At 66.2% G+C, this 26,349-nt stretch carries 21 protein-coding genes and 3 pseudogenes; 11 read left to right on the plus strand and 13 right to left on the minus strand.

Translation table 11 applies throughout. From position 1 onward, the window contains the following. Nucleotides 1-29: 29 nt before the first annotated feature. From ACTWP6_RS08815 to ACTWP6_RS08830, 4 genes are all read left to right on the plus strand, one after another. Nucleotides 30-2,561, plus strand: coding sequence for an SEC-C domain-containing protein (locus ACTWP6_RS08815; protein WP_443187401.1), 2,532 nt, complete (start codon nucleotides 30-32; stop codon nucleotides 2,559-2,561). Between the two features lie 299 nt (nucleotides 2,562-2,860). Next, nucleotides 2,861-3,787: a ribonuclease HI gene (locus tag ACTWP6_RS08820; protein ID WP_443187402.1), complete on the plus strand. Its 927-nt coding sequence runs from the start codon at nucleotides 2,861-2,863 to the stop codon at nucleotides 3,785-3,787. Between the two features lie 88 nt (nucleotides 3,788-3,875). Further along, on the plus strand, nucleotides 3,876-4,265 hold the full coding sequence (locus ACTWP6_RS08825) for a TA system antitoxin ParD family protein (RefSeq protein ID WP_443187403.1): 390 nt from the start codon (nucleotides 3,876-3,878) through the stop codon (nucleotides 4,263-4,265). Between the two features lie 38 nt (nucleotides 4,266-4,303). Further along, on the plus strand, nucleotides 4,304-4,885 hold the full coding sequence (locus ACTWP6_RS08830) for a zeta toxin family protein (RefSeq protein WP_443187404.1): 582 nt from the start codon (nucleotides 4,304-4,306) through the stop codon (nucleotides 4,883-4,885). Nucleotides 4,886-4,964: 79 nt separating this feature from the next. Here ACTWP6_RS08830 and ACTWP6_RS08835 read toward each other — a convergent pair whose 3' ends face one another. Beyond that, on the minus strand, nucleotides 4,965-6,617 hold the full coding sequence (locus tag ACTWP6_RS08835; protein ID WP_443187405.1) for an SWIM zinc finger family protein: 1,653 nt from the start codon (nucleotides 6,615-6,617) through the stop codon (nucleotides 4,965-4,967). A gap of 95 nt (nucleotides 6,618-6,712) precedes the next feature. Between ACTWP6_RS08835 and ACTWP6_RS08840 the strand changes: the two genes are divergently transcribed. After that, complete coding sequence (locus ACTWP6_RS08840; RefSeq protein ID WP_443187406.1) at nucleotides 6,713-8,041, plus strand: plasmid pRiA4b ORF-3 family protein; 1,329 nt, start codon at nucleotides 6,713-6,715, stop codon at nucleotides 8,039-8,041. Nucleotides 8,042-8,198: 157 nt separating this feature from the next. Here the strand turns inward: ACTWP6_RS08840 and ACTWP6_RS08845 are convergent, their stop codons facing one another. Genes ACTWP6_RS08845 through ACTWP6_RS08860 form a run of 4 tightly spaced genes read right to left on the minus strand, consistent with a single transcriptional unit; the run spans nucleotide 8,199 to nucleotide 14,728 of the window. Next, nucleotides 8,199-9,353: a Wadjet anti-phage system protein JetD domain-containing protein gene (locus ACTWP6_RS08845; RefSeq protein WP_443187407.1), complete on the minus strand. Its 1,155-nt coding sequence runs from the start codon at nucleotides 9,351-9,353 to the stop codon at nucleotides 8,199-8,201. Further along, on the minus strand, nucleotides 9,350-12,721 hold the full coding sequence (locus tag ACTWP6_RS08850; RefSeq protein ID WP_443187408.1) for an ATP-binding protein: 3,372 nt from the start codon (nucleotides 12,719-12,721) through the stop codon (nucleotides 9,350-9,352). Before ACTWP6_RS08850 ends, ACTWP6_RS08845 begins: the two co-directional genes overlap by 4 nt. Further along, nucleotides 12,714-13,292 carry a DUF4194 domain-containing protein gene (locus ACTWP6_RS08855; RefSeq protein WP_443187409.1) on the minus strand — a complete coding sequence of 193 codons (579 nt, stop codon included), beginning with the start codon at nucleotides 13,290-13,292 and terminating at the stop codon, nucleotides 12,714-12,716. Before ACTWP6_RS08855 ends, ACTWP6_RS08850 begins: the two co-directional genes overlap by 8 nt. A gap of 2 nt (nucleotides 13,293-13,294) precedes the next feature. Next, complete coding sequence (locus ACTWP6_RS08860; RefSeq protein ID WP_443187410.1) at nucleotides 13,295-14,728, minus strand: DUF3375 domain-containing protein; 1,434 nt, start codon at nucleotides 14,726-14,728, stop codon at nucleotides 13,295-13,297. A 124-nt stretch (nucleotides 14,729-14,852) separates the two neighbouring features. Here ACTWP6_RS08860 and vapB point away from each other — a divergent pair, with 124 nt between their 5' ends. Beyond that, nucleotides 14,853-15,080 (plus strand): type II toxin-antitoxin system VapB family antitoxin, encoded by a 228-nt coding sequence (gene vapB / locus ACTWP6_RS08865; protein WP_105387169.1) that lies wholly within the window; start codon nucleotides 14,853-14,855, stop codon nucleotides 15,078-15,080. Then, a pseudogene (locus ACTWP6_RS08870) lies at nucleotides 15,071-15,484 on the plus strand (PIN domain-containing protein). Before vapB ends, ACTWP6_RS08870 begins: the two are co-directional and overlap by 10 nt. Nucleotides 15,485-15,620: 136 nt before the next feature. Here ACTWP6_RS08870 and ACTWP6_RS08875 read toward each other — a convergent pair. Continuing rightward, complete coding sequence (locus ACTWP6_RS08875; protein WP_443187411.1) at nucleotides 15,621-16,640, minus strand: patatin-like phospholipase family protein; 1,020 nt, start codon at nucleotides 16,638-16,640, stop codon at nucleotides 15,621-15,623. A gap of 120 nt (nucleotides 16,641-16,760) precedes the next feature. Beyond that, nucleotides 16,761-17,705 (minus strand): hypothetical protein, encoded by a 945-nt coding sequence (locus ACTWP6_RS08880; RefSeq protein ID WP_260757062.1) that lies wholly within the window; start codon nucleotides 17,703-17,705, stop codon nucleotides 16,761-16,763. A 264-nt stretch (nucleotides 17,706-17,969) separates the two neighbouring features. On the opposite strand from ACTWP6_RS08880, the gene ACTWP6_RS08885 reads away from it, so the two are divergent. Continuing rightward, nucleotides 17,970-18,602, plus strand: coding sequence for an RNase H family protein (locus ACTWP6_RS08885; RefSeq protein ID WP_443187412.1), 633 nt, complete (start codon nucleotides 17,970-17,972; stop codon nucleotides 18,600-18,602). Here the strand turns inward: ACTWP6_RS08885 and ACTWP6_RS08890 are convergent. Further along, nucleotides 18,566-20,296, minus strand: coding sequence for a VanW family protein (locus ACTWP6_RS08890; RefSeq protein WP_443187413.1), 1,731 nt, complete (start codon nucleotides 20,294-20,296; stop codon nucleotides 18,566-18,568). The genes ACTWP6_RS08885 and ACTWP6_RS08890 overlap by 37 nt on opposite strands. 236 nt (nucleotides 20,297-20,532) lie before the next feature. Between ACTWP6_RS08890 and ACTWP6_RS08895 the strand changes: the two genes are divergently transcribed. After that, nucleotides 20,533-21,531: a hypothetical protein gene (locus ACTWP6_RS08895; RefSeq protein WP_260757059.1), complete on the plus strand. Its 999-nt coding sequence runs from the start codon at nucleotides 20,533-20,535 to the stop codon at nucleotides 21,529-21,531. A gap of 4 nt (nucleotides 21,532-21,535) precedes the next feature. Here ACTWP6_RS08895 and ACTWP6_RS08900 read toward each other — a convergent pair. Then, a pseudogene (locus tag ACTWP6_RS08900) lies at nucleotides 21,536-21,812 on the minus strand (patatin-like phospholipase family protein); the annotation flags it as partial. A 107-nt stretch (nucleotides 21,813-21,919) separates the two neighbouring features. Between ACTWP6_RS08900 and ACTWP6_RS08905 the strand changes: the two are divergent. Then, nucleotides 21,920-22,960, plus strand: a complete 1,041-nt coding sequence (locus ACTWP6_RS08905; RefSeq protein ID WP_260757940.1) for an HNH endonuclease — start codon at nucleotides 21,920-21,922, stop codon at nucleotides 22,958-22,960. 27 nt (nucleotides 22,961-22,987) lie between these two features. On the opposite strand, the gene ACTWP6_RS08910 is transcribed toward ACTWP6_RS08905, so the two are convergent. Together ACTWP6_RS08910 and ACTWP6_RS08915 are read right to left on the minus strand one after the other, a co-directional pair. Further along, nucleotides 22,988-23,923: a DUF732 domain-containing protein gene (locus ACTWP6_RS08910; protein ID WP_443187414.1), complete on the minus strand. Its 936-nt coding sequence runs from the start codon at nucleotides 23,921-23,923 to the stop codon at nucleotides 22,988-22,990. A 7-nt stretch (nucleotides 23,924-23,930) separates the two neighbouring features. Continuing rightward, on the minus strand, nucleotides 23,931-25,025 hold the full coding sequence (locus ACTWP6_RS08915; RefSeq protein WP_443187415.1) for a hypothetical protein: 1,095 nt from the start codon (nucleotides 25,023-25,025) through the stop codon (nucleotides 23,931-23,933). 541 nt (nucleotides 25,026-25,566) lie between these two features. Here ACTWP6_RS08915 and ACTWP6_RS08920 point away from each other — a divergent pair. Then, on the plus strand, nucleotides 25,567-25,872 hold the full coding sequence (locus ACTWP6_RS08920) for a DUF732 domain-containing protein (RefSeq protein ID WP_260757056.1): 306 nt from the start codon (nucleotides 25,567-25,569) through the stop codon (nucleotides 25,870-25,872). A 24-nt stretch (nucleotides 25,873-25,896) separates the two neighbouring features. On the opposite strand, the pseudogene ACTWP6_RS08925 reads toward ACTWP6_RS08920, so the two are convergent. Next, nucleotides 25,897-26,118, minus strand: a pseudogene (locus ACTWP6_RS08925) (CoA transferase); the annotation flags it as partial. A 28-nt stretch (nucleotides 26,119-26,146) separates the two neighbouring features. Next, nucleotides 26,147-26,349: integrase core domain-containing protein (locus tag ACTWP6_RS08930; RefSeq protein ID WP_443187416.1), on the minus strand; the 203-nt coding region annotated here is incomplete at its 5' end.

Raw genomic sequence — 26,349 nt, forward strand, 5'->3', positions numbered from 1 at the left:
TTAGCGCGGTTATCGCATACCGTGGTCGCGTGCCAGCGGAACTCGACCCGACCGAAGCCCTTGCGGCGATCCTGACCGAGCACGGCCCCCTCCCCGAGGACGCGATAGCGCAGCGCCTGCGCGAGATGGGCGTCGCAAACCCGGACGATCTCCTCCCGCAGCTGCTGAACGAAATCGACTGTGCCGCTGTGCCGTTGATCGACGACAGCTGGGTGTGGCTGCCTGCGCTGATCGCCAATCGGATCTTCACGCACCGGCTCACAGCCCAGGAGCTGGCCCACGACGTCCTGATCGTGACCCCGGACCTCGGCGCGATCACGCACCTGTGCGAATTCGAGCAGTACGCGCGGCTGGCCGACGGCTCGCCGGTCAGCGTCGCGTTGCCGGCGTTCGACGAGCATGTGCTCGACGAGCGCGGCGTTCCGCCGGAGATGGTTGACGACGGCGGCGCGCTGGTGCTGCCGCCGGGCACGCTCGGTGCCCTTGACGTCGTCGACGGCGATCTGGTGGGCCTGCGGTTGACGCCCGAGGGGCTCACCCTGGCGCGGGTCACTGCGGACCCGTCGCCGTCGGCAGGCGCCACGCTGGCGGCCGCACTGAACCCGGACGAGCCGGCGTCGTTCGACGCCGCGGTGTGGACGGCGTGCGTGGCCGACCCGGCGCTGTTCACCGACCCCGCACCGCCGTTGTCGGAGATCGCTGACGATCAGGGTCTGGCGCGCCGCGGAGATCTGCTCGCACCCGCAGGTTTCGACGTGGACCGGTGGCGCTTCGATCTCGAGTGCGAGGTGCTGCGCCGGCGGTATGACCTCGACGAGGACGAGGCGCTCGCCATACGCATCCTGGTGTCGGTCTACGAGGACATGGCGCATCTGATCACGGCGTTCCCTTCGGACGAGGACGCGGCAGAGGACGGAGACGACGACACCCTTGCACCGCCCCGCGATGAGTACCGGGAGCTGGTTGCGGAGTTCGGCGCCGACCTGGCCGATCCGCGACTCGCCGAGGTGCTGCTGGCCGAGACTCTGGGCCGCAATCCCGAGGGCGCCGCGGCGCTGGGCTTGTTCGCCGAGACGCTGGAGTCCCAGGTGCCGCGCCGCGCGCGGGTGGCGTTCCGCTGGCTGCGGGCGGTGGCGCTGGAGCGCATCGGCGACATCGAGGCGACCGAACGGGAGTTGCTGGCCGCCGAGTCAATGGACACCGCCTGGCCCTTGCCGTTGTACGAACTGGCCCGGATCGCCTCCGACCGCGGGGACGTCGAGCGCGGGTTGGCGTTGCTTCGCCGCGCAGGCGCCCCGCCGGACGATCCGCTGATGGCGCTGCTGAGCAGCTACCGGGCCGAGGCACGCGCCGGCCTCGGCCGCAACGAGCCGTGCTGGTGCGGGTCGGGCCGCAAGTACAAGAAGTGCCATCTCGGGAAGGAGCAGCCGTCGCTGCCCGAGCGGGTGGGTTGGCTGTACGCGAAGGCCGCGCAGCACGCGCTGATGGGCGGCTGGGGCGAGGTGGTCGCCGAATTGGGCTACGTACGCAACGAGTATCGCGACGGGGTCGACGAGACACCGGACCCGTTGCTGATCGACGCGGTGTTGTTCGAGGGCGGCGCGTTCGAGGAGTTCCTGGCCGTCCGTGGATCGCTGTTGCCCGAGGATGAGCGGCTGCTGGCCGGGCAATGGCTGCTGGTGGAGCGGTCGTTGTTCGAGGTCGAGGAGGTGCGCCCCGGCCACGGGGTGACGGTGCGCGACGTCCGCACCGGTGACATCCACGAGGTTCAGGAGCGCACCGCCAGCCGTCAACTCACAGTGGGACAGCTGATCTGCACCCGGGTACTGCCCGCCGGCGATGATACCGCACAGTTCTTCGGCGGGCTGGAACCCGTTGCGCTGCAACAGCGTGACGCGCTGCTTGCGATGCTCGACGAAGGACCCGACCCGGTGGACCTCGTCGCGTTTCTGAGTCGCCGGTTCGCTCCGCCGACGCTGACCAACACCGAGGGCGACCCGCTGACGATCTGCGAGGCCACTGTCCGCGTCAGCGATTCCGCGGCGATGGAGTCCGCGTTGGACGACACCTACGACTGCGTCCAAGACGCTCAGCCCCCGCAATGGTTCGAACACGTCACCACAAACGGCAGGACGCACATCCGCGCGACGTTGGTGCTCGACGGTGACACGCTGCGGGTGGAGACCAACAGCGAGGAACGGGTGGACCGGGTGCTGGCCGCCCTGCGACGATTCGACCCGGCGATACGCATCCTTGAGGACACCCGCGAACCCGTAGAGGACCCGGGCACGATGGTTGCGGGCATGCCGGAAACTGCCAAGGGGGCGATCGATCCGGAAGACCCCCAGATCGCCGCGCTGCTCGACGCGATGATCCTGGACCACGAGGCCCAGTGGCTCGACGAACCCATCCCGGCGCTCGATGGGAACACCCCACGCCAGGCCGCTGACGACCCGACCCGCCGGCCGGACCTGATCCGGCTTCTGAACTCGTTCCCGACCGACGCGGGCCGGCACGCAATGAGCCCGGATCGGCTTCGGGCGGCGTTGGGGCTGCAGTAGGCCCCTCCGGGTTCGCCGTTTCGGCGATGACGATCGAGATCTGATCACTCACCTGGGCGGCACCCCTCCCCGCCGCTGGTCCCCAACCGCGCAGCGACTACCTGGTGATTATCCGCTGTGGAGGGCCACGTGTGGGCCGGTTAACGCGGCTTGGGGTTGGCTGTGAGACTGCGCTGAGGGCGGCAAAGATCGAGTGCGGCCCGCCCTGGACGCAGTCTCATTGGCAAAGAGCCGCCCGGGTTTGTCGGACCTGCCCCATACAGTGCCGTCACCGCTATCCAGCTGGGGAGGAGACGAAGATGGCACCCAAGCCCGTGGCCACGGCCCGCCCGATCAACATCGTGCCCGCACGGCCGCGCCCGATGACCTCGGTCGCGATCGCGCTCGCCCGGCGCGGCGAGTCGCTGTACCGGTACTCGGCGCGCTCGACCGGGCGCCGCTGGACCGGAACGGTGGACGCCGAGTCGGTCGACACCGCGGTGCTCGACGTCATCCGCCGCATCCGCGACGCCTCCGATGGGGAGCGGATCCGGTTCCTGGTGCAGGTGCCGCCGCGCAGCACGCTGTGGGCGCTGCGCGACGAGATCGCGCTGTTGATGCCCGGGGTGTGGATCGAGCGGCCGCGATTGTCGGACGAGGCGCTGGTGCGGCAGGCATGCGCAGGGCTGCGGGAGGTTGAGCCGGTGCCGGCAGGTCCGGTGTGGGTCGCGACCGACGGCTCGGTGCGGGGCAAGATCACCGGCTACGGCTGGCTCGCGTCCAGCGGCGAGTACGGGCTGCAGGGCTTCCGGCATTCGACCAAGCTGATCGGCCCGCAGGTGGTGCTGGTGGCCGAGCTGCGCGCCATCGGCGCGGCGGTGCAGAAGCTGCGGGGCCACGACATCACGGTGCTCAGCGACAGCCGGCTCGCGGTCGCGATGGTGCAGCAGTGGATGGCCGGCGATGACGTGCTACCGGAGGGCTACGCCGTCTATCGGGAGAGCGGGAAGACGCCGGGACTGGTTCGCGCCCGGCAGATGATCTACGAGGAGCGCGACAAGATCACTCCGATCTGGGTGAAGGGCCACCGCGGCGAGCCGCTCAACGAGGGCGCCGACGCGCTGGCCCGGTTGGCGTCGCGATATGCGTTGGGCGACAGCGGTCTTGACGGCCCCGAGTATCACCGCCGCGCCCAGGACCTGGCGGAGACGTTCTCGCAGGAGTTCACCCGCGAGCGGACGGCGTAGCAGGTCGCGTTGTCAATCGACCGCCACTCAGCCCAGCGGTGTAGCATTCTGCTACGCGATGAAACAAATTGCTACAGCGGAGGGCTCCATGTCCGACACCACTGATCGAGTGACCCGGGTCGCCGCGGATCTGATGGACAGCGCCGCCGCCGAAGGTGCACGTCAGAGCAGATCGGCGAAACAGCAGCTGGACCACTGGGCGCGGGTAGGGCGAGCGGTTTCCAGTCAGCACAGCGTTGCCCGCCGCAGGGTGGAAGCCGCCCTTGCGGGCGACATTCATCTTCGGGAGCTCACCGATGAAGAAGGAGTCGTGTTCAACGCTGAGATCTCCGCGGCTGTCCAGGAACGCCTTGCGAGCGCCGACTACGGCGCAGTGCTGGCCGCGCGGGGAATCACCGCGGTGGCGCTCGACGATGACGGCGAGATCGTGCAGTACGCGCCTGACGGCAGTTCGGTACGGCTGCACCGCGGGGCATGACACTTGTTGGTCAGTAAGGCGACGAATGCTTCACTTCGGTGAAGCGCCTCGACCTCGTCGTCGGATCCAACGGTGCCGGCAAATCGACGTTCATCGAGCTGACCCTCGCGCCGCTGCTGCCCCTCAGCATGTACGTGAACGCCGACGAGATCGCCAAGCGGCGCTGGCCCGAGGACCCTGCTGGACACAGCTACGAGGCGGCGCGGATTGCCGCGGACACTCGCGCACGGCTCATCGAACGTGGCGAGTCCTTTATCGCCGAGACAGTTTTCTCACACCCCTCAAAACTGGAACTGCTCGATGCCGCCCACGCGGCGGATTACACAGTGATCCTGCACGCGGTGCTGATCCCGGAAGATCTTGCCGTGCTCCGCGTCCGACACCGAGTCCAGGCCGGGGGTCACGACGTGCCCGAATCCAAAATCCGCCAGCGTTATCAACGGCTTTGGGACCTGGTCGCCACCGCCGCCAACCGCGCGGACGAAGCAACGTTCTACGACAACAGCACGACTCGCGGTCCGCGCATCGTCGCTCAGCTCGCCGCTGGAATCGCAGTGGGTTCAGCCACGTGGCCGTCGTGGACTCCGGCCCCACTCGCCCACGGCTGGGCAGGCAGGTAACGGAGAATCCGGCTGCTGACGGTGCGTGTTGTCCCCGCGCATCGGGGCGCCCTTCATGGGCCGACCACGCAGATGGTCGTCAGAGCCCCTGGGCCTGAAGCGCCTTCATCAGCGACGGTCGGCGACCGTAGTCCTGGCGGATCTGCGCGATGAAAGCCGCGAAATCCTCACCGCGCCCGCCACGTTCGTAGAGCTGCGCCATGGTCGCCAAGGTCGCGGCGATACCGGGATAGAGCCTGGTGTTGGCGTACCGAAGATCCTCCTCGAGTTGAGGCCGGTACAGGTCGGCAGCCGCTGCAGGCCTTGCCTCGGCGCCGCGATCGGCGAGTTCCTTCCATGCTCCGCCGGGCCCGTAGCGGTCGGCGGCCTCCCAGGCGGCGTCGACATCGCCTTCGCTCAATAACAGCTGCACCACGATCGCGCCGCCACCCGGACGGTCCGAGGCCAGCTGCCGCGCATGGTCGAACGCCCACTGGCGTTCAGTTTCGCCGCGGTCGATGCCTGCGGCGAAGCCGCACAGGGCCTGATAGGAACGGATCGAGGGCTGCCTGACGAAGTCCGCGCGCAGGACAGCGATCGCGTCCTCGACGCGGCCGCGTTCTTGGTACGTCCTGGCGACCTCGGTGGGGCTCAGCCAGTACGCGTTGCTGCCGCCGTGCCCGCTGACGCGTCCGTCGGCGACGGCGCGGTCGATCCACGTCAGGGCTTCGTCGTCACGCCCGGCCGCGCGCAAACGGGCGATGATCGCCACGTACTGGGGATGGTCGCGCTCGTTCAGCAGCTGGATCGCCCGGTCGACGTCGCCGTCGTGGTCGGCGAGCTCCAGCAGCATCGTGTCGAGTTGAAGGCGTTTCCAGCGATCGCCTTCTGCGAGTTTGTGATCGAGTTCGGACACCGCTCGGCGGTAGGCAGCGAGCGCGTGGTCGTCGAACGCGTCGACGAAGTCCGCCAACGCCAGATCCGGCCATCCCGGCGACTCCGCACGGAAGTTCACCAGCCAGAGAGCGAGTTCGACAGGGTCGGGCGCACCTTGCCGACAGGCCCGCGCATACAGGTCGGCAGCCCGCTGGCATTCACCACCGATAACGCCTGATGAGTCGTCGGCTTGTTCGGTGATCTCGCGCAGCAGCGTCACCGCGGACAACAGAGCCGGCCGCACCATCTCGGCGGCACCATCGTTCAAGTGATTTTCCAGCTCGTCGAGCACCTGCCCGGCCGTTTCGGCCACCACGAACGATTCCCGGTAATCGGTGAAGCCGTGGAGCTGCAGCGCGTTTCGCACATAGTTCTCGAACTCGGCTTTGACGGCGGTGTCGTCTCCGGACACCGACGTCGCACGTACCTCGAGCATGCGGCGCACTTCACCATCGCGCTCTGCGAGCATCAGGACGAGTTCGCGAAGCTCGTGCACATCCATAGCCTCCACGGCGGCCTGCACCCCGGATTCAGCCGTGCCGACGGAGCCGCCCTCGTCGCGGTCGATCACCGCAAGCCCGACCGCGACCAGATGCTTGCAGAAGTAGCCGTCGGCGTGATCGAGGCAGGTACAGGAGCCGACGGGCAGTGGACCGGACCAGTCCAATTCCACGGTGTAGACCCTCTTGGCCTGGAGCGACGCCTGGGCCTTGTCGGCCGCGACTCGCAGACCTCGGACGTAGCGGACGTATTCTTGGCCTCGCACGAAGACCCGGTCTCCGGCCACGTTGAGAAGCATCGTCTCCGATAACGCCATACCGGCATAGTGCTCGATCAGCACGCGCGCCCGCCACCGCCGTCGCTCTTTACAGTGATCAGGATGAAGTCCGTGCGTCTTGACATGGGTACCCGATGACCGCCCGCTCGCACCTGCGGCTGGTGACCGACCTGGAGTCGCGGCCCGATCTGCGGCACCCGCGGCGACGTGATGTCGTCGTCTACCGGGTCAGGGTGGACATCGACGGCGCCGATCCACCAATCTGGCGACGGATCGATCTGCGCTCGGACCTGACGCTGGATTTCGTGCATCAGGTCCTGCAGTTGGCGTTCGACTGGACCGATTCGCACCTGCACCGGTTCTCGCTCGGTGGCGGCGCTTTCGAGCGTGCCAGTCAACTGTTCCTGTGTTCGTTCGACGTCGAGGAGGCCGATGTCGAGGACGACGGCGTTCCGGCCGCCGAGACGCGCCTCGACGAGACCCTGACCGAACCCGGCGATGTCCTGCATTACCTGTACGACTACGGCGACAACTGGGAGCTGACGCTGCGCCTGGAGCAGATCCTGCCTAACGAGAGTGGCGGTGCTGCAGCGGTGATCGTCGACGGTGAGCGTGCTGCACCGCCAGAAGACTGCGGCCATCTGGTCGACGCGAGCAGCTTGGCCGAGGTGCTGCCCGATCCCGCGCTCTTCGAGCCGGATCGGATCAACAAAGGGTTGGGAGGCGCGTACTTCGCGCTGCGCGAAGCGGGCGTCGACCCGCGGCTGGTCGATCTGGTTCATCGACTCACCTACACCGCGCACGGCGACAGCCTGTCGGAGGCGGCGCTGACGCTCGCAGCGGAAGCCGCGACGCCGGACGCTGACGACCTGACCAGAAGCCTGCGTGCCTTCCAGTGGTTCCTGGACCGGGCGAACAATGGAAGCATCGCGTTGACGGCAGCAGGCTATATGAAGCCGGACGACGTGATCGAAGCATCGAAAGTCGTTCCGGTGATGGCGGATTGGATCGGGACGAAGAACCGGGAGGCGCACTGTTACCCGTTGCTGCGGTTCCGTGAGACGCTGCAGGACCTCGGATTGCTCCGCAAAGTGAAGGGCCAATTGCTGCTGACCAAGGCCGGTCAAACGGCTCGGGGCGATGCCAACGTGCTGTGGGGGCATCTGGCCAGCCGGCTGATCCCCAAACCCGTTGACAAGTTCGGCGTGCAGGCCGCGCTGCTGATGCTCGCCTACGCAGCGGCGTCCCCGAATGCGGACCTGCCCTTGCCCAGGATCGCCGCGACGCTGACCGAACTTGGGTGGCGTCACGCAGACGGGAGCCCCGTCACCGATTCCGCGCTGCGCCATCTCCCTGCGTACGAGGTCCTGACCAACGCCACCGATCAGCCGGTCACCTGGCGTCGGCGGAACGTAATCAGTCCGGTGGCGGCCGCGCTGGCGCGCCGGGCGCTCGGCGTTTAGGGTCGGGCGGGCTGGGCCAGCGATTCGGCGGGAACTGGATTGGTGAGCATGCTGGCCGCCTTCCTGGCTATATGGTCGGCTGCGTCGCGCGGAATCCCTCACCAAATTTCGCATCACCTTCGCAGACTCCGAAAGACGCCGCGGATCCGAGAGGTCACTAGGTGACCGAGCACAGTTGCTGCTCAACCCAATTCCAGTCGATCCGCTCCTGTTCAAGGCGAACCCGGTCACCCAACGCCGCCTCGACCAAATCCGTATAGAGGCCGAATTCGTCGACCGTCAGGCGGGTCAGCGCCGACCGCGCCGGGCGGTCTTCGGTCACCCACCGGTCGCGGTGCGTCAGCAAGGTCTCCCGGTCCATCAACACTGAACGGGTGTCCGGCAACCACGCCCGCAACCGGTCCAGGATCGCGAACCCGTGTGTATCGATATCTCCCCAGTACACTACGTCAGCACCGCCCAGCCAGGGCAGTCGGCCTACGTTGTCGACGTCGAACCCTCTGCCCCACAGTACTATTCCATCCTTTGGGACTTTCACGCTCAGATAGCTGATCTCGTTCTCGACGATGATCGCCACCCGTGGTTGTACCTCAAGTTGGGCGAGCTCGTGAGTACGGACTGCGAGTTCGGTCAGCGCCGCGGGCAGACCCAACGAGGGAGACGGCCGCAGCCGGACCAGAGCAGGTTTGAGCCGCAGCCCGAGTTCGCTGATGAACCCCGACGAGGACGGTGCGACCCCCAGCATGGCCGCCAACTCCGGTCGGTGCCGCTCCACGAACTTCGTATCCACGCCCGGCGCGCTGATCTCACGGAGGTAGCGTCGGGACTGGCGGTGCGCGTCGAGCCATTCGTAGGCTGCTATCAGCTGGAGCATCTGCGGCGTCAACGCCAAAGCACGGTGCGGATTCTCAGTGATCCATTCCCGCACCCGGGGTTGCCGGCCTGACAACTCCAGGAGGTCGTCGAAACGACGCACTGTGCCGGTGACGCCGAGCAGCGTCCACACCTGTTCGCGTCGACGTAGCACCGCTCGGGCGGGTAGTTCGTTTCGGCCGATCTTTCTGCCGCCGACCGATTTCCACTCCAGCTCATAGCAGCTGTCGTCGCGCCGCCCGGCATCCAATGCGGCCACCCACTCTCGCACAGCGGCAATGTCATCGCCGATCGAGGCTGGTGTGGGGCCACGCAGCGGGAACTCGACCGGATCAAACGGTTCGGCCTTGGCGTGACCCGCGAGCAGCGAACCATCGTCCCATCGCCGCCTCAGCCTGGCGACGATATCCTCAACCGTGGTCCATGCGCGCGAATTCACCGTCGTGGCCGGTCTCGTCTGTCCCGGTATTCCTCGATGGTCATCGTCTGCAATCGTGAATAGGTTCCGGTCGGATTGTCGACGATGCCAATTGCTTTCACATAGGGCTCGATGACGTGCACCTTCTGCAAGGGTGTCACGATCAGCAGCTGCAGGCCTAGTGTCGCAAACAGATCGAGGGCATATCGTGTGGATACATCGGAACCCCTGCCGAAAGCCTCGTCGATGACAGCGAACCGGAAGTCACGTGACTGCTCGACGCCCCACTCCAGACCGAACTGGTAGGCCAGCGACGCCGCGAGAATGGTGTAGGCCAATTTCTCCTTCTGCCCACCGGACTTACCGTCGGAGTCGCTGTAGTGCTCCCACTCGAGATCGGTTTCGACATCACGCTCGGAGGCCGAGAACACAAACCAGTTACGCACATCGGTAACGCGACGGGTCCAGTTCTTGTCCGATTCGGCGTAACCGTCGCGACCCCGGAAGCGCTCGATAATTCGCTTCACGTCCAGAAAGCGCTGCTCGGAGTATTGGTCACCGTCGACGGTCAGCGTGTCGTTGGTGAGATTGCGGAGATCGGAACGAAACTGCGCGACGTCCTGATTGCTGGTCGGTTCCTTTTCCAGCTTGATGTATCGGCCCGGGTTGTAGGGCACTGCGCCCAGGGCGTCGTTGATTCGGTCGACACGCTCGTCGATGGCCGACGCCTGCCGACCCAACCAGTTGTTGAATCCCGCCAACTCTTGAATGGCATTCTTGTTGAGCTGTTCTTTGAACTCGCTCTCGAACCGGGGCAGGTCGTCGGTGGCGACTCGCTCCCGGAATGCCAGGAATTCTGCTCGGGACTCGACATTGACGTCCATGTCCGCCCGCAGCTCCTGCCATCGGTTCAGCACTGCCGTCATGTGCTGGGTCAGATTCAATGCGTGCCCGTTGAGCTGACCGGACAACCGCTCGATGCGCCGGTGCAGGTCATCGGACAATGCCGCCTCGGAGGCAGCGCAATCCGCCGCGCGGTTGGGCGGGCGATCCGCCAGTCGTGCAGTCAGGGCCGGGTAGGACGCACGAGCCTTCTCCCGTTGATCCGGCGCTTGCGCAGCGACGAACTCGTCATCATGCGTTCGGTCCTGCTTGGCCTGATTCACTCTCGATTGCGCCGTCGCCAGCATGCCGGTGATCTTCTTGATCAAATCAGCTACCGCGGCAGCATTGTCGGCGTTACGCTCCAGCGCCTGCGTGATCTCCGTCAGCCTCGACGAGCCGGCCTGAAGCCGGATTCTCTCGGCATCATGCGCTTTCGCACGCGACTCGGCCTCGTCGGCGTCGAGTTCGCCCCAGGAGCGGAAACCCTCGACACTCCGGAACGCGTCCAGTCGACACTGCACGGCGTCGCGTTGTTTCACGAGTCGCGCGGCTTCGGCCGCTGCCTCGTCACGTTGGCTTTCCAACTCGGCCAGTTCCGCACGCATCGCGGCGATCTTACGTTCGTTGACCCAGCCCAGCACCCAACGCCTGGGGTCGTCGACCCGGTGCCGATCATCCTTCTCGTGCCGGTCCCCCGAGCGCACCTGGCCCTCGCGGGTGACGGCACGACGCTCATTGCGGAACACGTCGAGTGTTGCTGCACAACGAAAATCAGCGCGTTTCATCAGCTCGGCGCGCAGGTACTCTTCAAACTCTCCGCCTCGAACCTCGATGCAATCGGCCAGCAGCAACCCATCGTGCGCCGTCGGCTGCAGCCGCACCCGATGCTGGGGGACGCGTTCATAGACCAGTTTGGCACCGCGGCCGCCGACGGTGAGCCTGCGCCCGTTCACCCATGCGGTGACGGCGTCGTAGTGCCGCTGCGGCACCAGCAAGGACAGCGCGAACCCCCGCAGCACACGTTCTGCGGCGCCCCGCCACTGCGCATGCTCGTCGTAGACATCGAGCAACTCGCCGGCATATGGCAGGTCGTCCGGCCTCAGTCCCAGCGCCGCGCACAACTCGGCGCGCACCACCACCTGCTCCTGAGGCAAATTGTCGGTACGCTGCTCCAGGCTCCCGACCTCCTCGGCGATCACATCGCACCTGCGTTGGTGCTCCCGCTCGCGACCGATCGCGTCAACGGTCGCGGTGTCGAGGTCGCGTTTCTCCCCGGTCAGTCGGGGGCGTTCGGCGGCGACCACGGCGCCAAGCGCGGCGAAGGCGTCACCGTCGGCGACGGGTTCCAGTCCGGCCTCCGCCACCGCGGCGTCGAACAATGCCTTTGCCTGGCCTCGCGTTCTCGCCTGCTCGCGGGCGTCAGCGGCAAGTCGTTCCAACTCGCCGATACGGTCGCCACCCGCTTTGGCGCGCTCCTCGATCAGCGAGTCGCGCTCGTGACCGAGCCTGCGCTGTTCAGCTTCGGCGGTATCGAGCTGAGTCACTAACGCCGCTCCATCGGCTTCCAGCCGCACGATCTCATCAGTGAGCAGCCCGGAGCGCAGCTCAGCGATGAACAGGCGGACCGCCGCGCGCTCAAGCTCCAAACCAGCACGTTCGGTGAGTGCCGCGTCGTATTTCGCCGCGGTGTCCACAATCGGCTGCAGCGCCTCGAGTTGCTCGCGGGCGCGTTTCACGGCGTCGTGCGCTTTGGTCAAATCCTCGAAATGCCCGATGATCTCGCGGACGCGTTCGGTCGAGTCGCTGGGTTCGAGCATGTGATCACGAACGAAATCGTTGAGATTCCCGACCGATTTCATCGATACCGTCTGGTGGAACAGTTCGAGCGCCTGCTCCGAGCGGATACCGAGCAGTCGGCGCAAGGAGGTGGAGTACTTGGGGAACTCATCGAAGATCTCGGCCCCGGCACCACGGAGCCGTCTACGTAGTTCGCGGAGGTCGGTGCCGAAGTCGGCGAAATCGGTTGCGATGGACAGCTCCTTGGTGGCGGTCACAAAGAACCGGTAGGGCTGCCCGGTGCTCTCGCGCTGCTGGAACACCTGAGCCAGGCTGACCGTCTCGTCACAGCCGTGGTTGCGGAACACACCGAGAATCACCGAGTAGGTTTTCTTGTTCTCTCGTAGACCTTTCGGACGGGATCTACCGGTGGATTCGTTGCGCTCGGATTTGTAGTGGCCTTCGACGTAGGAGCGCAGCGTGCGCTCCTTGGCATCGGCGCCGGCCGCCTTGTTGTAGGCGGCCTTGTGCGCGGGCACCAGCAAGGTGGTCAGTGCGTCGACGATTGTCGATTTCCCTGAACCGATGTCGCCGGTCAGCAGCGCGGTGTCGGTGCCGGGGGTGAACCGCCAGGCATGGTCGTCGAATGTTCCCCAGTTGTAGACCTCGGCGTACTGGAGTCGGTACCCGGCCCCGGGTTGGGTCGCATCGCAACGTAATTCATTCATCGTCGGTGGACGCTCCGGCGTATTCACGAAGTTTGGCAGCGAAATCGTTCAGAGTCTGGGCGTCGACGTAGGCCTTGAGTATGCGTCGCACCTCCCAGTGGTCGCGCTGGCCACGAAGCTGACGCAGGAAACCGAGTTCGGCCGCCTTTTTGATGGTGGTCTCGGCCTGATCGACGACCCGCGCGTCGTTGGTGGAGTCCGCCTGGAACAGCCGCAGCATTTCGACGATCTGCTCAGTGCTCAACACCAAGCGGCCCTCCCCGCCGCCCGTTTCGAACTCGACTAGCCGTTTACGCAACAAGACCAGCAGCAAACTGACGTTGTAGGTCAGGGCACGTCTGCGCACCAGCCGCGGCAACGCCTCGTCGCCGTCCTCCTCCGGACGTGAGCGCAAATACGCGTAGCCCTCGGTGTCATCGATCACGACGTCGACGCCGATGGTCGAGAAATGGTCGCGGACACCGGCGCCCAGCCGTTCCAGTGTCAGCCAGGTGTCCTCATCGGAAGTGCGGTAGACGACGCCCTGCATGAGCCGGATGATGGCCGCGGCGACGGCACGTTCGTTGCTCATAGTCACTGGCCCCCGTGCCGTCGCACCGTCACCTTCGGTAGGCGGGCGCGCTTGGTGACGTCGGGCTGGGCCGGGTCGGGATAGTCCAGCACGGTCTCATCGGTGTCGTCCATGTCGATGCTGACGTCGTCATCGTGGAGGGCCAGGTAGCCGACGATCTCCGCGGCGCCCTGCTCAATCGGATGTACAGCGATGACGTCGGACAGCAGCGCCGACGAGTTCTCGGGCAGGACGGAGCGGATGGTCTCGGCCAGCCGGACCTGGTCGACATAGGTCTGGGTGAACAGCAGGTCGGCGTCGACATTTTCGGTGCCGTCGGCGATACGGCTCTCGACGGCCACCGCGACCGGCGTTTGATAGAGCGGGCGCTCGAATGGCAGGGCGATGTCGATGCCCGGTTCGTCGACTTCGAGCCCGAACGACGGCGGGGCGTCGCGGACATCGAGGGCAGCGGCCTCGACGGCCCTCACCAGATCCAACACCCGCCGATTCTCCAGCCACACCTGGTCGTCGAGGAACCGGCGAAGCTGTTCGGAGATCTGGCGAACGGTGCGCTGGGCGCGGTCGGCAGCCTCGGACCAGTCGTGGTGGATACCCCTGATCCGCTCGTCGGCATCGACGCTGTCCAGGGCGGTCACCTTGGCGAGCAGGTCGGCAAGCTCGGTTTGGCGCTGCTCGGACAGCAGGAAATCGAAGAAGGCCTGAAAGCTGCGCCCCTGGTCAGAGCCGGTGATCTCGGAGCGACTGCCGATCAGTTCGGCCAGCAGTTCCCCTTTGGATCCATCCCAGGCGGCGATCTTCTCTCGAGCGGCCCGGTCCAGCAGGCGGAAGTTCTCCTCGACCTCACGGAAATCAGACAACAACTCGCGCGCGGTGGTCGACAACTGTTGGTAGCGATCGCGGATTCCGGTGGCGTCCAAGATGGCGACGTGCCCTGCTTCAACCGCCGCGATCTCGGCGTCGAGTTCATCGCGGCGACGGCGCAGATCGGCCAGCCGGACTTCCGGCTCCGTCTCGGTGCCCTGCACGATCTGGCGCAGCAGTGCGATCACCGTGTGCAACCGGGATTCGGTACCCACGAAGGACCTGCCCTGCAAGCTGTGGACCCAGGCGTATGCCTTCTCGAACGCCGGGGTGGCCTCGTAGTGGACCTCATCGTCGCCGGGCGGGTAGAACCTCCTGAGGTATCCGGCGTCGGTCGCGGCCCAGTCCTCCAGATACGCACGCGGCTGCTTCGGGTACCGCACCTCGTCGGCGTTCAGGGCGTAGAGGTGGTCGTCCAGGGCGTCGGCGAGCACACTGGCCGAGCATGCGCCGCGGTTGGCTTCGACGAAGAACTGGCCGAGGAAGGACAGGACCAGCGCGGCATTGCCCGCGCGCAACAGCCGCCAGGCGGGGTGTCGCTCGCGCAGCGTGGTGAGGGCCGAGTAGTCCACGACCTTGAGACTAGGTAGGCGCGGCGACAAGTTCCTACTGCGGATCGCCGGTTAACGCGTCAGAAGGTGCACCGCCCCGACCGGCCGCGGCGTACGGTGTCAGCGATATCGGGAGGTCAGGCGCATGGCAGATGTGTTGATCAGGGGTTTGTCAGACGCGGCCGTGGCACATATCGATGCCGCCGCCGCGGCACAAGGGCTGTCGCGGCAGGAGTATCTCAGGCGACGCTTCGAGGCCGAGCGCACTCATGGCGAGTCTCGCGGTCGGTTGACGATCGAGGATCTGCGCCGGGCGGCGGCAGCAGCTTCCGACCTTGATGACCCAGAGGTGATGGACCGCGCGTGGCGCTGAGATCGTGGCTGATCGACAAGTCGGCGCACACGCGACTCGCGGACTCACCCGACGTCGATAACTGAATGCAACGCATCGAACGCGGGCTGGTCCACATCAGCACGGTGACGTTCCTCGAGATCGGCTATTCGTTTCGCACAGCGGCGGAGGCGCACTTCGAAGTTGTCTCGCCGCCCTTGGCACTTATGCCCGTCGAGTACATGACGCCGGCCATCGAAGATCGCGTCCGTGAAGTACAGCTCATCCTCGCCGACCGCGGTTTGCACCGCGCGCCATCGATTCCCGACTTGCTCATCGCCGCCACGGCCGAAGTCGCCGGATTGACGGTTCTCGGCCTCGACAAGGATTTCAGCCTGATCGCACAGATTTCGGGTCAACCAGTAGAGGCGCTGCGGATTGCGTGACACCGCCCTACGGACGTCGCGGTCGTGCACCCGACCACGCGTCTCTCAGCGTCCCGTCACAGACACCAGCCGGTGAAGCGCCGCCCCGCTCGCAGAGCGCGTGCTCGCGACTCAAAGGAACGAGGAGCGCCCCACGTCACGTAGTGGCGCGCCGGAAGCGGTTCACGTACGCCGGCCAGTCCCAGGTTCTGAGGAACTCGGCAGCCGCCGCGTAGCCCTTGTCGTAGAGCGCGTCAGCCTCGGCGCGGGTGATGCCGAAGTCGAGGACGCCGACGTCGGTCGAGTCCACCTCGATGGCGCGCACCTTGACCCACGGTTGGTCGAGGTAGGCCTGGTCGTGGCCGACCAGCATGGTGGTGAGCAGACTTTCCAGGAACGTCGGCCCGTCCCACGGCAGCCGCAGGCCGGGAATGAGCTGTTCGGCGGTCGCGGCAGGCAGGTAGGGCAACACCGTCACCCCGAACGTCGGCCAGCGAGGCTCCGCGCCGTCGAGGCGGTCGAGCGAGTCGATCGGGAAATTCGACAGCACCCCGCCGTCGACCAGCGTGCAGCGTTGGCCGGCAGCGTCTTTCAGCGTGACCGGCCGGAACAGAAACGGTATCGACATCGAGGCCCGGACCGCGTCGGCGACGGACTGCTCGTCGGGGTCGAGGCCGTAGAGGCGCTCGTAGTCCCACGGCAGCCGCACCAGCTGACCGTTGGTCAGGTCGGCCACGGTGACCACCAGCCGGTACCGGCGCTCCGGCAACAGGCTGTCGTCGTCGATCGCCAGGTCACCGAACGTGCTGACACCCAGGTTCTTCAGCTCACCGCGGATCCATTGGTGCGCGAAGTCGCCGCGGTAGATGCCGGTCCCCCGCACCAGACCCCAGGTCGTACCGACCAGCGGGATGCGCTCGATCGGGCCGCTGTCGCTGAACCTGCGGTAGGGCACGTCCACCGCGAGGTCACGCAGCTGGTCGGCGGTGATCCCGCCGGCCTGGGTCGCCGCGGCCACCACCGAGCCGACCAGCGAGCCGGCCGAGGTTCCCGAGATGCGCTGGAGCGCATAGCCTGCGTCGCGCAGCGCACCGACCGCCCCGACCAGTCCGATCCCCTTGACCCCGCCGCCGGACAGCACGAGATCCGCGCGGTGCGAATTCCGCTTCGCAGTCATGACTCCAGGCTGACACGCGCCGCGTTCCGACCGCAGCCGCTACGGCGAATTCACCGAAATGTGGGATTGATCAAACCTGACCGCCGTCCGGGTCGATCGACGCCTCAGCGCACCGGCGGTTCACGCAGATCTTCTGTCACCATCCCTCCACGCGAGGGCAGCGATGGTCTGTGCGGTCAAGCGCTCGCGGATTCCACTTCGCTCGTGCGCAAACGGGATGAAAGCCCGCAGCAGGTCGGGCACATCCAGGAGCACCTTCAGCGCGTGCCTACTCTCCAACAGCGGTGATCCGAGAACCTGTTCCACGCGCGCCGCGCTCCAGCGGAAAGGGTCTGCCGTCCCCGATTCCATGAGTTCGCGTAGGAGGTCCCGGTGGTCGTGACTGTTGTAGACGGCTCCGGCCTCGGACGCAAAGAACTCATCGAGCAGCGCCTCGGTCGCGGCGTGATCCCAACTCGGTGGCCGATACATATCGCCGCCGTCGGGCAGTCGACTGACCAACCACTTCACCAACGGCCGGCAATCGGGCCATGACGCGGTCTCCCGAAAGAAGAATGGCCGCCTCAACCCATAGTCGATCCAGACCCGTGCATCGGCGAGGGTCATGTCGGAGGGTGAGACGTCAGGACCGGATAGCTCGGCCACGACATCGTCGAGCTTCGCGACACAAACTGCAGCATCGGCGATCTCATAGTCGTCGAGGTGATCGATCCAAACCCCACACGTTGCTTCCTGACCGTCGACGAGTCGGGCCCCGAGCAGGATCTGGTCGAAGTCTCCGAGGACGTGCGTGAGGCGCACGGCGCGGTACACGTCGACGTCGCGCAGTGCGGCCACCCACGGCACCAACGGACCGCTGTAGGCGTCCAACGCTTCCCGGAAGCGCAACTGCTGTTCGCCGTCCAGCAGTTCGGCGAACAGCGCTACGGCGGACGCGGACTCTGGGGTGGGGTCGTCGACGAGGCTCTTGATGAGGTAGTCGAAGTCGAGTAGATCTTCCTGGTGGGAACGGAAGTTCGCCAACGGGTCGGGCTTCGCTGCCTCGACCTGCTTGCTGGCGTACACCAGAAAACTCCATAGGCTCAGATGTCTCGTCTGGTCCTGTTGCGGAGGGTCAGGAGGCGGTTCAGAGCCTGCGTCAGCGCGACGTTTCCGTGCCCGCTGTGCGTTCCGACGCGCCTGCTTGGCTTTGTGTCGTCTGTGTCTGTCAGTCATGGCGCGGACGCTACCTGGGAGCAGTGACATGTCGGACCGCCCAATTACCGTCCATCTCAACGTCTTGGGGAGGAGACGCAGATGGCACCTGAACCACCGGGGGACGTACCGGCGATGCTGAACGGCGAGATGTCGTCCGGCGTCACGCCGACGGCGGCTCCTCTGTTTGTGGCGACGGACGGCTCGGTGCGCAAGAGGATAATCGCCGGCTCCGCCTGGCTCGCATCGTCTGGCGAGTACGGACTGGACGCTGTTCGGCACTCGACAAAGATGCACGGCTCAGCGGTGGTGCTGGTGGCCGAGGTACGCGCGATCGGCGCTGCCGTGCGGAAACTGTGCGGTCGCGACATGACGATCTACAGCGACAATGCCGCCGCGGTGGAGCTCGTAAATCGGTGGATGGACGGTCACGACGTGCTGCCGAAGAGATATCCGGCCTATCGCGAAAGCGGCAAGACACCTGGACTCGTCCGCATTCGGCACACGATCTACGAGCATCGGGATCAGATCACGGTGCACTGGGTCAAGGGCCATTCAGGTGAGCCGCTCAACGAAGGTGCGCACCGCCTGGCACGGCTGGCCTCGCGCTTCAAACTCCGCGACGGCACGCTCAATCGTGACGAGTACCGCTGCCGCGCCGAGGATTTGGCTGACACGTATTCCCGCGAGTTCAACCGCCGACGCACCGGCGACGCTCAGCTCACCGGCGGTCAGGCCCCGCACACCACCTTGGGGATCGGGTCATAGCGCACGGTGTGGGATTCTCGGCGGGCATCTCCGGTGACGATGTCACGCAGGGTGCGGGTGTCGGTGATGGTGAATCCCGGTGCGCCGCTGCTGGCGCTGCACGACTCCCCTGCCGGGATCGTGATCGTCCTCGGGCTCGTCGGCGCCGAGCGCGGACTCTGCGCCGACGTCACCTCGTAGCGTTTGATCCCCACCAACTGGACGGTGACCGCCGACGACGTCCAGGTGGTCTGGATCTGCACCGGGATCGGTCCGTCGTTGCGGAACTTGACGTCGATTTCGTCGCCGAACACGGTGGCCTCGCGGCCCGCGGGATAGCGGCTGATGTAGTAGCTGTGCTCCTGATGCTCGACGAGCTCCATGCCCGCGAAGTACGCGGCGTTGAACAGCGTGGTGGCCACCTGGGACACACCGCCGCCGACGCCGCTGTCCGGTCTGCCGTTGAGGATGATGCCGGCCTCGACATAGCCGTTGGCGGCGGTGCGCGGGTTGGTGGCGCCGTTGAGGCTGAACGTCTCGCCGGGCGGGACGACGATGCCGTCGATGGCACCGGCGGCGCGTTTGATGTTCACGCCGGAGTCACCGGAGAAGCCGGATGTCTGGAATTGGCCGATGACCTGGACGGGACCGAGCGCGTCGATGTCGGCGGTGGTGAACGTCGCCGGCTCGTCCACATAGACGGCCGTGATCTCGCGGTCGGTGGTGTCGGTCAGCACGTCGATCAGGTTGGCGAGGGTGTCGTCGTAGTCGATGCGACGGCCGTCCTGCGACGGCACCTTCGCCGGCGGGGACGCGGTGAAGTCGATGGTCGCGTCGCGCAGCGGGACCTCCGAGTCGGCGAGTTGGGGGCGGGCGGCGTCGGCGATGGCGTTCTGGTCGACGGTGGCCACGATGTCGCCGTCGTCGACATCGAAGGTCAGGGTCGCGGCGATGACGTCCTCGGAGATGACGGCGCGGGCGTCGTCCTCTCCGGTGATGACCAACGGTCCGGACACCGCGGGCTCGGCGATGTCGGCGACGGCGGCCTCGACGTCGGACGTTGTTGTGCGGGGCTCCAATTCGATCATCGGTAGGTCGACGGTGCTGCCGGTGGCCCAGTCGCGCTTGAGCAGTTCGGTGGCAGCGTCGACGTCGAGCCGGCGGCCGGCCTCCGGGTTGACGCCGACGGGCTCGCGGCCCTCAAATCGAACGGTGCCCTCAACTGGATCCTGGGCGACGCGGGCGGCCAGTCCGTCGATCGCGGCGGTGAGCGCCGCGTCATCGGCGGTGGAGACGACGCCGATCTCCCGGGTGGTGAAGAACGACGACAGCCGGGTGATCGGGTTCAGCGGCTGCGCGCCGGCCTGGTCGACGGTGGCGCGCCAGTCGACGGACAGGCCGGCCGCCGTCGGGTCAATCTCGCGGCGCTCGGGTCCGGCGGTGACGGGGACCGGTCGGGTGGTGCGTGGGGAGACTGCGGCACGCAGTTGCTCCTCGGCGTCGGTCAGCGTCATACCACCGATGGGCACCCTTGCAGCGGTGGTCCCTCGGACCACCCGGTCTTTGCTGTACAGCAGATCGCCGAGGTATGCGGCGGCCAGCAGCGCGAACGGGGCGACGATGAGGGTCAGCAGTAGCTGTCGACGGCGGGGCCTTGGGGGTTCGACGGGTGCGGTCGCGGCGATGACCTGTGGTTGCGCTCTGTCGGCCCGCATAGCTTTTCGATCCTTAACCCATCGCTCGCGCTGCTCTCGCACACGTCGGCACGCAGCGCACTGCCGCCAGCCTAGCGATTCGAATTGGGCGGTGCCTTGGCGCGACCGGGCGACAGGCGCTTTCCGGGGCACCGTTCGCGGCTTGCTGTCGTTTGCTGCCGTCGTGCGGAACCGCAGATGTCAGACCCCGCTTCTATCGTGATGACTCCACGATCCGGCCTGGGGAGGAGACGGAGATGGCATCGAAGGGGCGCTATTCGCAGCCGAGCGACGGCTCGGTGTTCTGCGCCATCCTGCTGCTGCTCCTCGCGGTCGGGTTCGTCATCAAGTACATCTGGTGGTTCGTCGGCGGCGCGGCGCTCGTGGGTGTGTTCGCCGGGATCTATTGGCTCGCGCAGAAGGCCGAAAAGGAACGCCGGCTGGAGGCGGACGAGGCGGCCGAGCGGGAGTTCGAGATGACTCGCCGCGCCGAGCGGCAGAAGCGGTGGACGCTGATCGGCGACAAGCGGGCCATCTACGGGGAGGACGGCGCCCAGGCCATGCGCAAGGTCACCGACGACCCGGACGTCGATGCTGAAGCTGAACCGGCGCAGGATGATTCGTCGGTCGCGCGGTTGGCTACCACACCGGCCGAGCTGGATGCGCTGGCGCGGGACAAACCGAAGGCTTGGGAGCAGGCGTTGTTCGTATCGGTCCTGGTGCAGCGGGCGGCGCCGCTGCAGTCACGGTTGCGGGACAGCGAACTCGGCTTCACGTCGCCCAGTTCGGGTGTCCGGCTGTCGCCGGGGCATTTGGCGTCCACGGTGGTGGGTCTCATCGACGAGATGATCAGGACCGCCGAACAGTTGCACGGGTTCATGTCGGCGCCGGCGTTCATGGCGGCGTTCACGGGCAAGGGTGATGAGGAGGCTGATCCGGAGGCGATCAAGCACATTGCGCATCGCACGATGGACTACCTGGAACGGTTCCTGGAGCTCTCGGAACGCTGCCGGGCGCTGCCGGTGCGATCCGAGCACGTCGACATCGTCGCCGATTGCGCGCGCATGCTTGACGATCCGTTGGCGAGCTATCGGGAGTTCATCGCGGACTTCGTCGACATCATCGAGGCGCTTCCGAGGGTGCTCAAGCACACCACCGGCCCGGTCGACATGGGTTCTCTCGGACTGTATTTGAAGATCGACGACAAGCGGCACTCGCACATTCTCAAGCGGCTCGACGCGATCACCAAGGCGTAGCCGCGATCGGCAAGTTCGACAGCACTCCCCCGTCGACCAGCGTGCAGCGTTGGCCGCGAGCGCCTTTCAGCGTGACCGGCCGGACCAGGAACGGTATCGACATCGAGACGCGGACCGCGTCGGCGACGGAGTGTTCGTCGGGGTCCAGCCCGTGAAGGGCGCCTGTAGTCCCGCGGCCGTACCAATTGGCTCGTGGTCAGGTTGGCCAGGGTGACGACAGGTTGGTAACGGCGCTCCGCGAGCAGGTTGTCGTCGTCGACGACCAGGTCACCGAACGTCGAGTTTGCCCATCTTGTGCCCCATCCTCGTCATAATGCGTTGGTGCAGGTGTACCTGGCCGGGGCGATAGCGAGGTCCGTCGGTGACCTCTGAGGCGGTGGACCCGCTGATGCTCGGCCAGCGGGTGGTCGCGATTCTTGAGACCGGCCTGCGGACGGCGACGTACAAGCTGGCGACGCTGATGGCCCTCATCGAGCACTGCATCGAGAACCTGCCCGAGAACCCTGACGACACACTTCGGGTGCCGATTCCCGCGCTGGCGCACCGGGTGTTGGAGACCTACTGGCGGCAAGTACGACCGTTCGACGGGCATGAGCTGCGGCAGTCGACACAACCGCGCGCACGGATACTGATCGCCACCAACGAGTTCCGCACCGCCTCCGGCCAGGCCGGCTCGGTGGAGATCGCGCAACTGCGGGCACCGGTCGCCTACCAGAAGGCAATCGACGAGATCGTGCTGTGCCTCGCGCAACAGCCGTTGCACCGCTTGCAAAGGCTGCCCGGCGCGACGGGCAGCGACCCGTTCCTCTACGACGACGGTTTTCTGCATGACCATGTGTCACGCTCAACGCTGCGCGCGCACGGTGACGCGATCGAACTCCGGCCCGGGGTCGCGGCCGGACTGGCACGCCTGGCCGGCCTGTTGAAGCCGGCCCTGGAGATCATGTGGGTCGAGGACGTGCGCCGGATGAACAGGTTTCTCGACGCGGAGGTCCCCGACGTCGCCGGTCACCTGTTCGGGCGCGAACGGACTGCCCTGGCGGCGGTGCGTGAACCGTTCAAGGAGGCATTCGGACCGCACTGCTTCTACTGCCACACCCATTTGCCCGCGAACAACCCCATCGACCACGTCCTGCCGTGGTCCCTTGTGGGTATTGATGGACTGTCGAATCTGGTGTTGTCGTGCGCGCGATGCAACGGCGACAAGAGCGGAGCCCTTCCCGCGGTCCGCTTGGTCGACCGCGTACTGCAGCGCGACCAGGAGGTTCTGGAGGACATCGCTACCACGTTGCAGTGGCCGACCCAGCACCAGCGCGTCATCGCCGCCGCTCGAGGCATCTACCGCGGCCAGCCTCCGGGCGTGCCGACGTGGGCGGGATACAAGCAGCGGGAGCGCTTGGACGTCAGCTTTCCGACGTGGTGGGCGTAGGCGGCACCGATCGGCGCGGCAGGCATCTCATCCCAGGACCAGCGCCACGCCTCCGGCCTGAAGTTCGTCGAACGAGTAGCTCAACTCGCCCCGCTTCCCCACCGCCACGACGTAGCGCTCCTGGCCTTCAGTCACGTCGAAGGTGAAGCCGAAGGTGCATCGGAACCGTCCGCCCTTGCCCTCCTCCAGGTACGTGGTCGTGAGGATCTCGCCCTTGCCGTTCTTCACCGTCACCGGGGTTCCGGGATTGACGTCGGAATACCCGCCCGCTCCGACGCACGACGAGCCGTCGACTTCAATCGCCGGGAAGTACGGGTTGGGGTCGTCGTCGTTGAGCGTGAAGCTGCCCGAGATCGTCGCGGTCTGCAGCACGTGGAAGCCGTCGACGAACTGTGGGCAGAAGTACTGCACCGCAACCTCGTCGGCCGGCATCCCCTGCTGCGGGCCGCCGTCCTCGAGGGTCCTGCACACCTGCTTGCCGTGCGCGACAGCGTTGGCGTCGGAATTGAACTCGCCCGAGAACCCGGACTGCTTGAGCGCCACCAGGTAGCGTTCGTCCACTGTCGTCCGGTCGCGGTGGAGGTAGGCATACGTTCCCACCCCGGCGCCGACCAGCACCAGCAGAGCCAGGACCGCCGCGGCGACGATCCACCACCGCCGTCCCGTTCGAGCTTCGACCGGTGTCGACATTGGTCCAGCGCTAGACATTTCGAGCCGATGCTTTCCCATCGGGTCCAACGCCTCGACGCCGCCGTCGCGGATCAGATCGGTGGGCTGTCCACCGACGAAGTAGCGGCCCTCGTGCCGACCGGTCGGATCCGGGTGCCAACCGGCACCCACACCCGCTCCGCCGGACACGACGTAAGCCGACTCGTGCCAGGTGCCGCCCACGTTGACCGCTCCGCACGCGGTGCACCGCATCGTGTCGGTGAGCTCGCCACCGCAGAACACACAGAAGCCCATCCCCGACCTACTTCCGATACACCGTGGTGCCGTCGACACCGAACAGCGAGCTCACGAACTTGGCAAAACAGTCGTCGGCGCCTAGGCCGTTCGCGTCACACCACGCGTTCGCCTCGGGCGGTGACAACTTCGGCGCCCCGACGACGGTCACCCAGAAGTCCGCGGAGCTGAAGGTCGTCCACTGCGCCGACGACACCAACAGCACTCCGCTGTACCTGTCTCTCAGCTCGAGGTGGTCGCGTAGCACGTCGGCGCTGGTGAGCGTCCTGCCATCAACGACCAATCCGGACTTCTTCGCGCTGATCTGCGGCACCCAGCGATTCGCGAGTGACCCGGACACGTACCCGTAGTCCGCGTCCCGAAGTTCCCGCAGCACAGCTTCGGCCACCCCGTCGATGCTGCCGTGCTCGGGTTCGGCGGCGGACTGGGCGACCAACCGGTCCGAACCCGACGACGCGGCCGTCCTTGCTTCGGCCTGCTCGCCGGGATGGAATACCAGTTGCGGAGCGCCGGTGAACATCGCGGTGGTCCGCCAGTATGTTCCCGCGGGGAACACCAGTGTGCGACGCGCCGTCTCACCCGGCTTCATCGTCAAAGGTGCGGCGGAGAAGTCGAAAACCCCTGCCGCGATGTCCCGTTGGCCGTCGGCGACGGTGATCCGCGCAGATGGCGAGGCCTCGGTATTGCCGCCGGCGCACTGCGACATGAACGCGGCGTCGACGGTCATCCCGTCGGCTGTCATGGCGACCGACTCGGCCTGCACCAGCGGTGCCATCGTGCAGGCCGGCACCATGCCCGCCGGGTTCGCCGTGCCGGCCGTGAAACCGTCTGCCTGCGGGGTGGTTTCGTCATCTGTGGATGACCGGGTGATCAGAAACCCGACCGCGGCGACGACCGCCACCAGGAGCACCGCGGCGATCGCAGCGCCGATGACCAGACTGCGGCGCCGCAGCGGGCGTTCGTCTTCGGCGACAGCATCGTCGTCGGGAAACGCCACGACGCCGATCGGCGATCCACACTGTCCGCAGAACTTGTAGTTCCCCGCGTTGAGGTGCCCGTGCGGGCAGGCCACCATCGGTGCGCCGTCATACCCACTACTCACTGTGCACCCCCACAATCTGTGCCGGGCGCCGGCCGCAGCCCCACCCGACCGGACACCCGCGACACCCCCAGTGCCTGCTCTCTGTTTGCCGTCAACGATCAACTGCAGTCGTTCCGATTCCTTATGCACGATGATGCGCTTGCACACCGACAAAGGGAATCGGGGATTCCCCTCTTCGTAGGAGCTACCCGACATCAATTGCCCGATTAGCCACAGCAGTCACATTCGTCACGCTCAACCCCCGTCAGCGCGACGATCGAAGCGACTCAGCTCAGGCTCCCCCGATTCCCCCGCGGCGCGGTCACCCGTGATCCCCCGCAATCACTGATGTCGCCGACAGATGCAGCAGCGTTACCGTCATTTCCGCAACCCTTGCTCGCGCAAAAGTTAGCCGAGCCAATGTTGCTTCGCGGTTGGGCGGCATCCCTCATCGGCGCTACGATGCCGGGCAGAGACAGGAGCCTGCGGTCGCGGGCCACAGCTGCTGTGTTTGCTGAAGCCCGGTTGGTGCTTCAGCGGCTCGATCCACCTAGGAATCGACATGACGACACTCACCAGGCTCACGATCGCAGGCATGGCCGCGGCGGCGACCGTCGGGCTGGCAGCACCCGCTGCCGCCGCACCACAGGACGCCGCGTTCCTCGACCGGCTGCAGAAGGTGGGCATCACCAGTTCCAACCCGTACGCGACCGTCCACAGCGCGTACGCCGTCTGCCGTCAGCTGGACCTCGGTACGCCGCATTCGCAGATCGTCGGCTTCGTGATGAGCGACAACCCAGACCTCGACTGGGACAGCGCCGCAGACTACGTCGTGCTCGCGAACATGACGTACTGCCCGCCGGTGTAACCGTCATATCGGAAGCGCCGCAGCCTAATTTGGCGGCGCGATCCCGACCTCTGCGAGCACTTCGGCCGTGTGTTCCCCCAATCGTGGCGCACCACCGCGCACCCGGCCGGGAGTGCGCGAAAAGCCGGTCGGCACACCGGAAAACCGTACCGGGCCGGATGTGGTCTGCACGGTCTCGAAGAAGCCGACCGCTTCCAGATGCGCGTCGGTGAACAGCTCGTCGGTGGTGCGCAGCGGGGACGCCGGTGGGGTTCCCCAGAAAAAGTGGACGCGGTTAGCTTGCTTCCAGGGTGACACTCATGGTGCGTTCGTAGCTAATTGGTGAGCGCTGACCGATCGCCGAGTGCCTACGTTGATGATTGTAGAATCGCATCCAATTGTCAACTGCTGCAATCAATTCGACTTTCGTCGCGAAAGTGTGCCGGTAGTAGAACTCATGCTTGAACGTCGACCACAGCGATTCGGCACCGGCGTTAT

Source organism: Mycobacterium sp. 4D054 (genome assembly GCF_052245755.1).
Lineage (GTDB): Bacteria > Actinomycetota > Actinomycetes > Mycobacteriales > Mycobacteriaceae > Mycobacterium.